This window comes from Devosia sp. YIM 151766, assembly GCF_030285925.1.
Classification (GTDB): Bacteria; Pseudomonadota; Alphaproteobacteria; order Rhizobiales; family Devosiaceae; genus Devosia.
The window spans coordinates 1837586-1850075 of sequence record NZ_CP127251.1; the positions used below are offsets into that span (position 1 = coordinate 1837586).

The window sequence follows — 12490 nt, forward strand, 5'->3', positions numbered from 1 at the left end:
GGAAGGGCGTAATTCCCCCTCCGGGGAAATGCCGGCGCCTTATTGCACCGATGCCAGCTCCGTGCCCGGCTGGGCAGCAGTGAGCGGCGCCAGGGCGCCCTGACCCGCATAGGCCTCGCGATAGGAGGCGAGGAAAGCGCTGAGACTGTCCTGAGCCGCCACTTCCGCCGCCACCTTCTTGAATTCCAGGCTGGTGGTCTGGATCGGGCCGGTCACGAAGTCGAACATCGGCCATTCGGGCGAATTGACCATTTGCTCCCCGAACTTGGCCCGCAGCCGCGACAGGCCGAAATCGTCGGCGGCCAGCACATATCCGACGGCCGCCTTGATCAGGTTCATGCGCGTCGCGCGGCTGAAGGCCTGGCCGGACGGCTCCCGGGCATAGAGCGCCTCGATCATTTCGCCGGCCTGGCTATAGCGCCTGGCCTTCCAATTGGCATCGATCCGCAGCAATGAAACGTCCTTGCCCTCCATCTGGCTGATGAGGTCGAGCGCCAATTGATCGCGCCCGCCTTCGATCATTGCCCGCGCTTCCAGAATGCGGCGCTGGCGGGCCAGCGAATCGGGAATGTCCGGCAGCCGCGTATCGTTGAGGACATGCATGGCATCCTGCGGCTTGCGGTCAGCCAGATAGATGACCGCCAGATCGGCCGCAATCTGGGTCCGGGCAACGCCACGCAGACGGTTATCCACCTGATATTGCAGCAATTCGGCGGCCTGCGGCAGCAGGTCCATGCGAACCAGCCGGCGGGCCAGATTGCGGATCATCTCGTCGCCGCGCGTACCCGGCGGCGTCAGGTGGCGGAAATCGTAATAGATGCCGAGCGCTTCCACCGCGCCCACGGAATCGGCCAGGCCGTTGAGAAACAGATCGGCGAACATCGATTGCGCCTGGTCGCGCAACGCGTTGACGGCGGGGCTTTCGGGATAGCTCGCCACCGCGACGCGGACGGTCTCGAAGCCGAGCCGATAATCGCCATTGCGGAAATAGAGACTGGCCAGCAGGGTCTGCATCTCGGCTTCCAGAGCATCGCCGCGCCATAACAGCGTCTCCGCCGCCAGCGCCGCGGTCGCCTTGGCGAGATCGAGCCGGCCTTCCTTGTCCAGCAGCAGCAAGGTGCGATAGACCGCCTCGGCCCTGGTCGGCCGCACCTCGGTCGCGATCACCTGCCCGTAAGTGTCGAGCGCTTCCTGGCTGCGTCCGCTGATATCGTCGATCCGCGCCGACAGCAGGTGATGACGGGACGCTTCCTCGGTGCTGAGGCTGGCGAATTTGATCTGCTCCAGCAAGCGCTCGGCAAATTCGGTATCCCCCGCCTCGACCGCCGAACGCGCGGCGGCGAGACGGAATTCATTGCGCAGCCATTCGGGATAGCTGTCGACGATCGAACGCGCCTCGAGGGCATCGGCGCGCGCGCCCCGGTAATCGCTTTCGGACGCCCGGGCGAGGCTGCGCCAGAACAGGGCATCGACCTCCTGGTCGAGCGAAGCGGCATTGAGCACTTGCAGGGCCTCGCGCGGCCGGCCCGCCATGACATTGGCCACCGCCTGGGTCATGCGGACCTGCTTGGTCAGGTCCTCGGCCTTGAGTTCGTGTTCCAGCACCCGCAAAACGCCCAGGGCCTCGAAAGCGAGGCGGTTGGCGACAAAGAACTGCGCCAGGTCGAGCCGGGCAAGATCGCGGTCGCGGCCTTCGCTGGCCGCCGCCGCCAATTCCATGCGGTCGCGAATCTTGATGAACTGAACCGGATCGCGCTCCTCGAACGCCGCCAGATCGATGAACCCGGCCCTTGTCGCCTCTGGTGCCACGGTGCCGGCATTGCGCAGCGTATCGGTGGCCGACAAGGTGAGCCCGCCATTATTGGAGATCACCGCCAGCGGGTCCTCCAGCGCCACTTCCAGCCCGGCGGATTTAGGCATGAGGGCCAGGCCATGCACGCTTCTGAGCGCGGTGAAATCCACATAATCGAGCGTCCGCGTCAGGCCGCGCGCCGGCGGATAGGCGGTCACCACCTTGAGCACGTCGCCAACCAGCGGATCGCGGAAATCGTGAATGCGGCCGGGGCGTGCTATATCGGCCACGATTTCGAACGAACCTTCGATATCCCGGCGGCGCGTGAGATTCATCGGCTCGGTCGGGCTCAGCATCATGTCCCCGAGCGACAGCACCCAGGCCATGCCCTCCGAGCCCAGCGTCGCCAGCCGATCTTGCGCCAGATCGACGCGCACGACCTGCGTATCGCCGGAGGCGATCACCGCAAATTCCTTGGCCACCGCTTCCAGCTCCGACGACGATGGCGGCGGGCGGATGCCGCTGACCGTGTCGAAAATCATCCATATCGTGTCGCCGCGCCGGAACACGGCGGCGGGCGTGTCCTGCTCGAAGGGGAAGACCAGCCGCACCGTCGAGCCCAGGACATTGACGAAGGGCGTGACGACTTCCGCCGCCGCCGGCTGCAACGCGGCGATGCGCGGCTGTGCGGCTGCCGGCGCCGCCGCCTCCGGCTCTGCCTCAACATCCGCCGCAGCCAGGTCGGCCCGGGTCAGCGCCGGTAGGCCCGACCCGGCAATGTCGATGTCGAGAACATATTGGCGGGGCGAAACCTCATAGAAGCGCGGCTCGACCCCTTCGGCGAAAATGAAGGTCGCCACGGCACCATCGGGCGAGGACCCCGCCTGCGCCGAAACCAGTTCTTCCGGCATTCCGCTCAGCAGGGCGCCGATATCCATGTCCACCGGCCATTCGAAATTCGCCGCGCCGACATTGCCCTTCTTGACGAATTGCGCCTCGGTCGGCACCGTCCAGTCGAACTGCACCCGCAGGAAAGTCGCATTCTGCCCGACCCGGATAGCGACTTCCGGCTCCAGCTCGGCGGCCATGCGCGCCTTGCGGTCGCGTTCCGCCTTGATGGCCGCCAGGCGCGCCCGCTCTGCCAGTTCATCGATGACTTCCTGCGGCAGCGGCGGCGGCATGCCCTGCCAACTGAGCGGCAGCAGGTCGATATAGAGTTGCTCGCCGGCTTCGATGCGGTTGAAATTGAAACTCGACCGCAGGCCGATGCGCAGGCCCCGCCCATCCGGGTCGAGACGGGCCACCGCGAGATAATTCGGCATGGTCAGCCCGACATCGGGCAGGATAATGTCCACCGGATTTTCGAACTCGATGGCCAATACGCCATTCTCGATGCGGAACTCGTGCGCGGGCAGCTCGTCCAGCGCCGGAAAGCTGAGAATCAGCCGGCCATAGCCGTCTTGTTCGGCGGCAAAGAGCTGCCCTTGATCCTTGGCATATACAGGTGCGGCCATTGCCAGGATGCTGGCCAATGCCGCCGCGACCAGCGCAATTCCTGCCTGTCGCCAACCTGCAATTATCGCGGTCTTCACCGGCCTTCTGCCCGCCCGACGCTAAATGTGACGCGCTTTGCGGACGGGTTTTCTAACCCGAAAGCCTCAAAACGCGAGGGTTACACCATGATGTAACCGAACCCTAGCAGGCCGGCGCTTAACGTCAGCCTAAGGCGATCAAGGGGCTTTTACTGGCCGATTATCTGCGGCAGCGCCGCCAGATCGTCCGGCGACATGCTGTCGAGCGGATCGTTGTCGGCGGAGGCCAGGCGCACGGTCAGTTCCTGGGCCCGGGTCGTGCTCATCTCGGCCAGGATCGGCGCCATCTTGCGCGGGCTCATCATCTTGGACACGCGCAGCAGCACCGCCATCTCCAGATTGTCGAAGATCTTGGCGGCGTCCTTGGGCTTCATGGTTTCATACATGGCCACGATGCCGGCGAACTGGCCTTCCTCCATCTGCTTGCGCTGCTCGACCAGCGAGGCGATCTGGTCCTCGATGGATTGCAGGGTGGTCTGCCGTTCCTCGATGCGCTTTTCCGCCGCTTCCACCAGCGAGGCCCGCATCGCCAATTGCTGCTCATAGCTTTCGAGTTCGGTGCGCCTCTCGGCGAGACGCTCCAGCAGCGCCTGTTCGGTCAAGGAGGCCTCACCAGCGCTCAACGGTACCGTTCCGTTAACGGTAAGCAGCATCGGCGCGGCATCGGCGAGGGGCGGACAATCGGCGCCGACCACCATCAATTGCCCATTGGCGGGCCTGGTCTCCCCCTCCTCCAGCACCGGTCGCGGCGCGCAGGCATTATCTTCAGCGACCATATTGACCGCGCCGGCAGCGTCATCGCTCTCTTCAATAGAGCCTTCCGGCGGGCCACCCAAAGTCGGTGAATCATCAGCCAATGTGGGCGTTTCATCGGCAATCGTGGGCTCCGATGGCATGGTGATGGTCTCACCCTGCGCCACCGAGCCGCCATGGGGCGCGGCGCCCGCCGCCTCCGCCATGGCCACCCCGGTCAGCACATAGCCGCCATTGGTGACCAGGCCCACCGTCTTGAGGACGAGCAGCGCCGCAACCGCCAGAATGACAATGGGCAGCAGGCGGATATTGCTCACGCGGCCGCCCCACGATTACGCACCCGCGTCGACAATTGCTGCAATGCAGACTGCACCTTGTTGGGTTCCTCCACCGGCTCGACCGCCTGGCTGTGACGCGCAACGCTGGTAATCCGGGCGATCCGCTCCATCAGCACCGTGCCGGCATTGACGTGATTGGCGAGTTCGATCCCGAACCGCTCGGCTTCGTCCAGCCGCGAGGTCAAGGCGAGATCGGCCTCGACGGCGCTGGATTTCAACTCCTTGATGGCCTGGTTGGCGAGATTGGTGGCGCCGACCAGATCGGCCACCATCTGCCGCATCGCGTCCTTGTCCTGATGCAATCGCTGAAGCCGCCGGTTCAGCAGCATGCAATAGCCGATCGTCAGGGCCAGCAGCACGGCCACGGCGCCTTCAACAAAAATTCCCAGCGGCAGCCCCAACATCATCGTCCTTCCATCGTCTCGTCGATTGCCTCGAAGGCCGCCATGGTGACCTTGGGCGGGTTGAGCGGGCGCGTGACCCGCACGGAAACATTCTTGCCGATATGGCCCATAATGGCCTCGGTGAGTTCGACATCGCCGCAACGCAGCCGGATCGGATCGCTCGGCCCCCGCTCGAACATCAGCGTTTGTCCCGGCTGCAGGTTGAGCACTTTGGACAATGACAGATCCTGCTCATGCAGCACCGCCTCGATCTCGACATCGGCCTGGTGGATTTCCGTCGCCAGATGCCCTTCCCAGATCGGGTCACGGCCGAATTTCTCGCCCATGAACATCTGCAGGAGCTGTTCGCGGATCGGCTCGATGGTCGCATAGGGCAGCAGGATCTCGATCTTGCCGCCCCGATCGTCCATCTCGATGCGCAATTCGATGAGAATGGCGGCATTGCCCGGACGAGAAATGGCGGCGAAGCGCGGATTGGTCTCCATGCGCTCCAGCTTGAAATTGATCTGCGTCACCGGCTCGAAGGCGCGATGCGTGTCATCGAGAATGACCTCGATCATGCGCCGCGCCAGGGCCATTTCGATAGTGGTATAGGGCCGGCCCTCGACGCGGATATTGCCGCCGACCCGACGGCCGCCCAGAAGCACGTCGATCATCGAATAGATGAGATTGGAATCGACGGTGAGCAGGCCGTAATTCTCCCATTCCTCGGCCTTGATGACCGAGAGAATGGCCGGCAGCGGAATGGAATTGAGATAATCGCCGAAACGGACCGAGGAAATGGAATCCATAGTCACTTCGACATTGTCGGAGGTAAAATTGCGCAGCGACGTCGTCGCCAGCCGCACCAGCCGGTCGAAGACGATTTCCAGCATCGGCAGGCGCTCATAAGAGACCAGCGCCGAATTGATCAGCGCCTGGACGCCGGTAAGCTCCACATTTCCGGCCGCACTGGCATCGAAGCCCAGCAGGCTGTCGATCTCGTCCTGGTTGAGAACCCGGTCGGGACCGCCATCCTCGCCGCCATCGCCGCCTTCGAGCATGGCGGCCCATTCGGCAGCGGCAGCGGCGTTGCGTTCCTCTTCGGACATCTCGGCTTCATCGGCCGCGCCGGAATCGCCGGACACATCGATGTTATCGAGGCCCCAATCGTCGCTCAGCTTGTCCTGATCGCTGGGTCCCGCCATTACTGCACCAGGATTTCCTTGAAGAGCACGCTCTGCACATGGGCCGGATAGATGGCCATATTGACCCGGCGCAGCAGCTCTTCCTTGAGGCGATAAATCCCCGCCGAACCTTCGAGGTCGCTCTTGCGCAGCTCGCGCATATAGACCTGAAAGGCATCGATGACCTTGGGCAGGCGCGGCTGAATCTCGTTCATCATGGCTTCATTGGCCACTTCCAGAGCGATGGTCAGCTTCATATTGGATTGCGTGCCGCCCTCGCTGTTGAGGTTCACCATCATCGGCGGGAGATTGAAGATGAACGTATCACTGGGAATGGTGGTGGCGGCGCCCTGCCCGTCGGCGCTCGCATCAGTCGCCGACGACGACAGGGCGAAGAACAATCCCGCCCCTGCCAGCAGCACGACGATAGCGGCGCCGCCGCCGATGACGAAAAGCTTGGACAGCCCTTTTTTGCCTGGCGCCTCAGTTCCGACTTCTGCATCCGCAGCCATTGAGAGGCCCCACCAAACCAGCGCTTTCCGGACGATTCCGGCTCGATGTCCAGCTAAGGGCCACTTGGTTAACGAATAGTTACGATTGCCGCTAAGCCGGCAGTTTTTGCCGGGCAGCTTTTGCCGGCAGCACCAACGATAACTGCCGACCTCTACACCACCTAATACGTTAAGTTCATGATTTTACTCAATTTACCACCGTGGCATGGTTTCTGCAAAGTTAATGGGCGAGGCAGCCGGCTTGGGGAAGCGGGGCGCCTCGGGGACCAGAACGGGGATCGTCATGATCGAGAACGCGCAACTCATCGGCCTGTCACGGCAGATCGCCTTGCAGCGGCAAATGGACGTGGTGGCGCACAACGTCGCCAACATCAACACCACCGGCTTCAAGGCCGAGCAAATCCTGTTTGAAGAATATGTCATGCCGGTAGCGCGGGACCGAACCTTCCCGAACATGGACCAGCCGCTCTCCTATGTGCAGGACTGGGCGACGATCCACGACCTGTCCGGCGGCACCGTGCTCCAGACCGGCAACGATTTGGACGTGTCGCTCAACGGCGACGGCTTCTTCGCCATTCAGACCGCGGCGGGCGAGCGCTGGACCCGGGCCGGTTCCTTCCAGATCAATAATGACGGCACCCTGGTCGATCTCTCCGGCAATCCGGTATTGGGCCTTGGCGGTCCGATCCAGTTCGGCCCCGATGAAACCGGCATTGCCATCGCCGCCGATGGCACGATTTCCTCCAGCGCCGGCCCCAAGGGTCAATTGCGCATCGTCGAATTCGCCAATCCGCAGGCGCTGGCCCGCGAGGGGGACAACCTGTTCTTCGGTGGCATACCCGCGCCCAACGCCAATACGCGCGTCATGCAGGGCCATGTGGAGCGCTCGAACGTCTCCGGCGTCGCTGAAATGGCCGAACTGATCCGCGTCACCCGCGCCTATGAATCCATCGCCTCGCTGACGCAGAAGCAGGACGAGCTCCGCCGCTCGGCCATTCAGCGTCTCGGCGACGCCAATTCCTGATCCCGAGGAGCCAAGCCATGAAAGCTCTCTATATCGCATCGACCGGCATGAGCGCCCAGGAACGCAATGTCGAAGTCATCTCCAACAATATCGCCAATATGCGCACCACCGGCTACAAGCGCCAGCGCGCCGAATTCCAGGATCTGCTCTATCAGCAGATCACCCGCGCCGGGTCGCAGACCTCGGACCAGGGCACGATGGTTCCGGCCGGCCTCGAAATCGGCTCGGGCGTACGCACGGTCTCCACGCCCCGCGTCATGAGCCAGGGCTCGGTCAACATGACCGAGCGCGAATTGGACGTCGCGATCCGTGGCGAAGGCTTCTTCATGGTCCAGCTGCCCGATGGCCGCACCGGCTATACCCGCGACGGCTCCTTCGAACGCGATTCCCAAGGCACCCTGGTCAATTCCTCCGGCTATACCCTTGATCCCGGCATCGTCATTCCCGGGGATTCCCGGGGTGTGTCGATCTCACCGGACGGCACGGTAGAAGCCTATCTCGGCACCGACGCCGTGCCGACCCAGCTCGGGCAACTCCAGCTCGCCCGCTTCGTCAACAAATCGGGTCTCGAATCCATCGGCGACAACCTGTTTCTGGAGACGGCCGCCAGCGGCCAGGCCCAGATCAGCGTCCCCAATGCCGATGGCACCGGCGACCTGCTGCAAAACTATCTGGAATTGGCCAATGTCAACTCGGTGACGGAAATCGCCGACCTGATCGCGGCCCAGCGCGCCTACGAAATGAATGCCCGCGTCATCTCCGGTGCCGACCAGATGATGCAGGCCACCAGCCAGCTACGCTGATTAGGAGGACGACATGAAAGCCTCTCGCCTCTGCCTTGCCACCCTGGCTCTGGCGCTGTCCGGCAGCGCCGCGCTCGGCGCGCCCATACTCAAGTCGGACATCATCGTTGCCGGCCCCGTCGTCACCGTCGGCGACATGTTCGACGATGCTGGAGCCCTGGCCGAGAAAGCCATTTTCCGCGCCCCCCTGCCCGGCACCACCGGCAATGTTGATCTCGCCGCGATCCGCTCCGCCAGTGCCCGTATCGGCCTCGCCGATTTCGAGACCAATGGGCTGGTCCAGGTTCGCGTATCCCGCGATGCCGCCATGGTCGATCAGAGCCTGCTGGCCGACCTCATCACCGAGGACCTGCGGGCGCGCGGCATTCTCACCGGCGACATGCAGGCCGATATCCTGCTGGCGCGCGCCTTCGACCCCATCCGCGCCGAGGCGACCGATGCGCCGGCCCGGCTCGACAGCCTGCGCTATCGGCCCGGCAATGGATCGTTCGCCGCCCGCTTTCTCGTGGATGGCCTGAGCCACCCGCTCGACATTGCCGGAACCATCGAATTGAGCGTCGCCGCGCCGCATCTGGCCTCCAGCCTGCCGACCGGCACCGTGCTGCGCCCCGACCATTTCGTCATGCGGCAGGTGCCGGTCCAGCAGGCCGATGCCCAGGGCTTCGCCCCGCTCGACCAATTGGTCGGGATGTCGCTCAACCGCCAGAGCCGCGAGGGCATGCTGGTGCGCGCCAGCGACGTCAGCGTGCCACTGGCCATCGCCAAGAACGACCTGGTCACCATCTATTACCGCCAGGGCCCGATGACCCTTACCGTCAGGGGCCAGGCGGTAACGGGGGCCGCCCAGGGCGGCTCGCTACAGGTGCTGAACCTGATTTCCCGGCGCGTCGTCAGCGCCACCGCAATCGCCCCGGGCGCCGTGGAGGTTTCCGCCGCTCCCGTGACCCTGGCCGGCCTCTAATTCGGGATCGCTGAAATGAACATCGCCAAGATCGCCACCATCCTGACCCTGACCGCCACGCTCGGCGCCTGCAGCACCATGGACCGCCTCGCCAATGTCGGGCAGGCGCCGGCCCTGACGGCCATCAACGATCCGACCGCCATGGCCGGCTACCAGCCGGTGCGGATGCCCATGCCGGAGCCCATCGCCGATACCTATCAGGCCAATTCGCTCTATCGCACCTCCGCCAAGGGCTTCTTCAAGGACGAGCGCGCCCACCGCATCGGCGACATTGTCACCGTCATGGTGACCATCGATGACAGCGCCCAGATCAACAACCAGACGCAGCGCAACCGCGCCTCCAGCAATTCGGCAGGCATGGGCGGCATCTTCGGCGTCGGCTTCACCAATGTCATCGGCGACAGCGTCGACCCTTCCGCGGCCATCGATTTCAACTCAGGCATGCGCGACAGCGGCACCGGTTCGGTCAACCGCAAGGAATCCCTCGAAACCACCGTCGCCGCCGTGGTGACGCAGGTGCTGCCCAATGGCAATCTCGTCATCGAGGGCCGCCAGGAAGTGCGCGTCAATTTCGAGGTCCGCGACCTGATCGTGGCCGGCATCGTCCGCCCCTCGGACATCCAGGCCAATAACACGATCCAGTCCAGCAAGATCGCCGAAGCCCGCATCTCCTATGGCGGCCGTGGCCAGATCACCGATGTGCAGCAATCCCGCTACGGCCAGCAGGTCATGGACGCGATCCTGCCCTTCTGATCCCCAAATCGGCAACGCCCGATCCCCATGGGCGTCGCCGCATTCCCCGGCCGATACAGAGCGGATTGGCCAGGCCCGCGCAGCAGAAACTGCCGGGCCTTCCCAGGGCTCCCATCCCCCATTGGCGGACCCTGGCTCCCACGAGGCGCAGCTCCCCGGCTGCGCCTCGCCCCGTTCGGAAACCACAGCTACGCAGGATAAGGCGCCGCCCGGCGGCCCCGGCGCTTGATCCCGCTTAAGGGCTATGAAACAGATCGGGCTTCGATTTCAGGAGCGCGTATATGTCCTTCACCAAACTCGACGATCTTGGCCGCCGGCTGGAAGCTCTCGGGCACGCTCTGTCCATTCTCGGTGCCGACGAGGCGACGCATATGGCCATTGGCGGCGGCGAGAAACGGGCCGAGGCCATGGCGCACCTGGCCGGCATGCACCACGCCCAGGCGACCGCCCCGGAAATCGGCGACTGGATCGAGGCCGCCAGGTCCGAGGACCTGACCGAGGACCAGAAACTGGCGCTCGGCGAATTCGAGCGCGAATACCGCAATGCCACCTGTCTGCCCACCGAATTCGTGCAGCGCCGCACCACGGCCACCATGCGCTCCGAACAGCTTTGGCGGGAATTGCGCGCCAAGGGCGATTGGGACAGCTTCCTGCCGGCGCTGGAGGGCGTGGTGTCCCTGGTACGCGAAGAGGCGGCGCTGCGCTCGGCGGCAACGGGCCTCGGGCCCTATGACGCCTTGATGGACCAATATGATCCCGGCAACCGGGTCGCCGATATCGACGCGGTATTTGCCGATCTCAAGAGCTTCCTCAAGGATTTTCTGCCCACGGCGCTGTCGGTGCAGGAGGAGCGGCTGGCCCGGCGTCCGCGCCAGGCGCTCAATGCCCCCTACCCCATCGAGAAACAGCGCGAACTGGGCCTGGCCGCCATGCGCGCCGTCGGCTTCGATTTTACCCATGGCTCGCTGGCAGTGTCGCATCACCCCTTCTGCGGCGGTGTGCCGACCGATGTGCGCATGACGACGCGCTACCGCACCGACGAGTTCCTCACCTCATTGATGGGCGTGCTGCACGAGACCGGTCACGCCCTCTATGAGCAGGGACTGCCCAAGAACTGGTCGCACTGGCCCCTGGGCAAGGCGCGCGGCATGGGCATCCATGAAAGCCAGAGCCTGTTCGTGGAAATGCAGATCGCCCGCAGCGCCGAATTCTGGGACTACATGCTGCCATTGGTCCACCAATATCTGGGCGACGATGCCATTCCCGGCTGGGGCATCGCCGACATCCTCAATGAAGTGAATTTCATCGAGCGCGGCTATATCCGCGTCGATGCCGACGAAGTGACCTATCCCCTCCACGTCATCCTGCGCTACGAACTGGAGCAGGACCTGGTGACCGGCAAGCTGGAAGCCAGCCAGATACCCGAGGCCTGGGACGCCAGGATGACCGAATATCTGGGCATCTCGACCATCAACGACCCCAAGGACGGCCCGATGCAGGACGTGCACTGGCCCGCCGGCGCTTTCGGCTATTTTCCGAGCTACACCTTGGGGGCCATGATCGCGGCCCAGCTTGGCGCGGCCATGGAAAAAGATATTCCCGACATGGGCGACCAGATGCGCCGGGGCGAGTTCGGCGCCATCAATCAATGGCGCGCCGACCGCATCTGGACGCAAGCCTCGCGCTATTCGACGCCCGATCTCATCACCCGCGCCACCGGCGAGCCGCTCAATGCCGATCACTTCAAGGCGCATCTCAGGAAGCGCTATGGCCGCGCCTGAGCAATAAAAAAGCCCGCATCGCTGCGGGCTTTTCAACTTTGGATCGGCGGATGCCCTATTCGTCGCGATAGACCTTTTCGCGGCGCTCGTGCAATTCCTGGGCTTCCAGGCTCAGCGTCGCGGTGGGACGCGCATCGAGCCGGGCGATGCCGATCGGGTCGCCGGTTTCCTCGCAATAGCCATAAGTGCCGTCTTCGAGACGCTTGAGCGCCGAATCGATCTTGGAAATCAGCTTGCGCTGCCGGTCCCTCGTCCTCAATTCCAGGGAGCGGTCACTTTCCGAACTGGCCCTGTCCGCCATATCCGGATGGTTTTGGCTCTCTTCCTGAAGATTTTCCAGGGTCAGGCGGCTTTCCCGCAAGATGTCGTCCTTCCAGCCCAATAGCTTGTTCCGGAAGTATTCCCGCTGGCGCGGGTTCATGAATGGCTCGTCCTCACTGGGCCGATAGTCCGTAACGTCAACCGAAGACATGTGCAGACTCAACTCCGATATGCCCTTTGGCGGCCTATATAGGCGGGTCGTCTTCGCCGGGCAAGCGCACAATTTACGACTTGTTAACACGGCGGAGGCCGGCGCCCCCGATCGGATAGCGCAGCAATGACGACAAGCT

At 63.8% G+C, this 12490-nt stretch carries 11 protein-coding genes; 5 read left to right on the forward strand and 6 right to left on the reverse strand.

What is annotated here, in order from left to right:
• Nucleotides 1–39: 39 nt before the first annotated feature.
• The 5 genes from O9Z70_RS09035 to O9Z70_RS09055 form a co-directional block, all read right to left on the reverse strand.
• Entirely contained in the window at nucleotides 40–3384 is a 3345-nt protein-coding gene (locus tag O9Z70_RS09035; protein ID WP_286018493.1) for a hypothetical protein, read from the reverse strand.
• Nucleotides 3385–3533: 149 nt separating this feature from the next.
• Nucleotides 3534–4454, reverse strand: a complete 921-nt coding sequence (locus tag O9Z70_RS09040) for a MotE family protein (RefSeq protein ID WP_286018494.1) — start codon at nucleotides 4452–4454, stop codon at nucleotides 3534–3536.
• Nucleotides 4451–4882 carry a DUF6468 domain-containing protein gene (locus O9Z70_RS09045; protein ID WP_286018495.1) on the reverse strand — a complete coding sequence of 144 codons (432 nt, stop codon included), beginning with the start codon at nucleotides 4880–4882 and terminating at the stop codon, nucleotides 4451–4453. The genes O9Z70_RS09040 and O9Z70_RS09045 overlap by 4 nt, the downstream gene beginning before the upstream one ends.
• Nucleotides 4879–6066 carry a flagellar motor switch protein FliM gene (fliM, locus tag O9Z70_RS09050; protein ID WP_286018496.1) on the reverse strand — a complete coding sequence of 396 codons (1188 nt, stop codon included), beginning with the start codon at nucleotides 6064–6066 and terminating at the stop codon, nucleotides 4879–4881. Before fliM ends, O9Z70_RS09045 begins: the two co-directional genes overlap by 4 nt.
• Nucleotides 6066–6557, reverse strand: coding sequence for a flagellar basal body-associated FliL family protein (locus tag O9Z70_RS09055; RefSeq protein WP_286018497.1), 492 nt, complete (start codon nucleotides 6555–6557; stop codon nucleotides 6066–6068). The genes fliM and O9Z70_RS09055 overlap by 1 nt, the downstream gene beginning before the upstream one ends.
• A gap of 286 nt (nucleotides 6558–6843) precedes the next feature.
• Between O9Z70_RS09055 and flgF the strand changes: the two genes are divergently transcribed.
• From flgF to O9Z70_RS09080, 5 genes are all read left to right on the forward strand, one after another.
• The gene (flgF, locus tag O9Z70_RS09060) at nucleotides 6844–7581 is read left to right on the forward strand and encodes a flagellar basal-body rod protein FlgF (RefSeq protein ID WP_286021983.1); all 738 of its coding nucleotides are present in this window, start codon (nucleotides 6844–6846) and stop codon (nucleotides 7579–7581) included.
• A gap of 17 nt (nucleotides 7582–7598) precedes the next feature.
• On the forward strand, nucleotides 7599–8384 hold the full coding sequence (flgG, locus tag O9Z70_RS09065) for a flagellar basal-body rod protein FlgG (RefSeq protein ID WP_286018498.1): 786 nt from the start codon (nucleotides 7599–7601) through the stop codon (nucleotides 8382–8384).
• A gap of 13 nt (nucleotides 8385–8397) precedes the next feature.
• A complete protein-coding gene (gene flgA, locus O9Z70_RS09070; RefSeq protein ID WP_286018499.1) occupies nucleotides 8398–9345 on the forward strand; it encodes a flagellar basal body P-ring formation chaperone FlgA in 948 nt (315 codons plus the stop codon).
• 15 nt (nucleotides 9346–9360) lie between these two features.
• Nucleotides 9361–10098, forward strand: a complete 738-nt coding sequence (gene flgH, locus O9Z70_RS09075) for a flagellar basal body L-ring protein FlgH (protein WP_286018500.1) — start codon at nucleotides 9361–9363, stop codon at nucleotides 10096–10098.
• A 281-nt stretch (nucleotides 10099–10379) separates the two neighbouring features.
• A complete protein-coding gene (locus O9Z70_RS09080; RefSeq protein ID WP_286018501.1) occupies nucleotides 10380–11879 on the forward strand; it encodes a carboxypeptidase M32 in 1500 nt (499 codons plus the stop codon).
• A gap of 55 nt (nucleotides 11880–11934) precedes the next feature.
• Here O9Z70_RS09080 and dksA read toward each other — a convergent pair whose 3' ends face one another.
• Entirely contained in the window at nucleotides 11935–12351 is a 417-nt protein-coding gene (dksA, locus tag O9Z70_RS09085) for an RNA polymerase-binding protein DksA (protein ID WP_286018502.1), read from the reverse strand.
• Nucleotides 12352–12490 lie beyond the last annotated feature (139 nt).

Excerpts from the sequence above, each read along its gene's own strand:
- dksA (WP_286018502.1), bottom strand. The coding sequence starts at position 12,351 with ATGTCTTCGGTTGACGTTACGGACTATCGGCCCAGTGAGGACGAGCCA.
- fliM (WP_286018496.1), bottom strand. The coding sequence starts at position 6,066 with ATGGCGGGACCCAGCGATCAGGACAAGCTGAGCGACGATTGGGGCCTC.
- O9Z70_RS09045 (WP_286018495.1), bottom strand. The coding sequence starts at position 4,882 with ATGATGTTGGGGCTGCCGCTGGGAATTTTTGTTGAAGGCGCCGTGGCC.
- O9Z70_RS09055 (WP_286018497.1), bottom strand. The coding sequence starts at position 6,557 with ATGGCTGCGGATGCAGAAGTCGGAACTGAGGCGCCAGGCAAAAAAGGG.
- O9Z70_RS09080 (WP_286018501.1), top strand. The coding sequence starts at position 10,380 with ATGTCCTTCACCAAACTCGACGATCTTGGCCGCCGGCTGGAAGCTCTC.
- flgA (WP_286018499.1), top strand. The coding sequence starts at position 8,398 with ATGAAAGCCTCTCGCCTCTGCCTTGCCACCCTGGCTCTGGCGCTGTCC.
- flgH (WP_286018500.1), top strand. The coding sequence starts at position 9,361 with ATGAACATCGCCAAGATCGCCACCATCCTGACCCTGACCGCCACGCTC.
- flgG (WP_286018498.1), top strand. The coding sequence starts at position 7,599 with ATGAAAGCTCTCTATATCGCATCGACCGGCATGAGCGCCCAGGAACGC.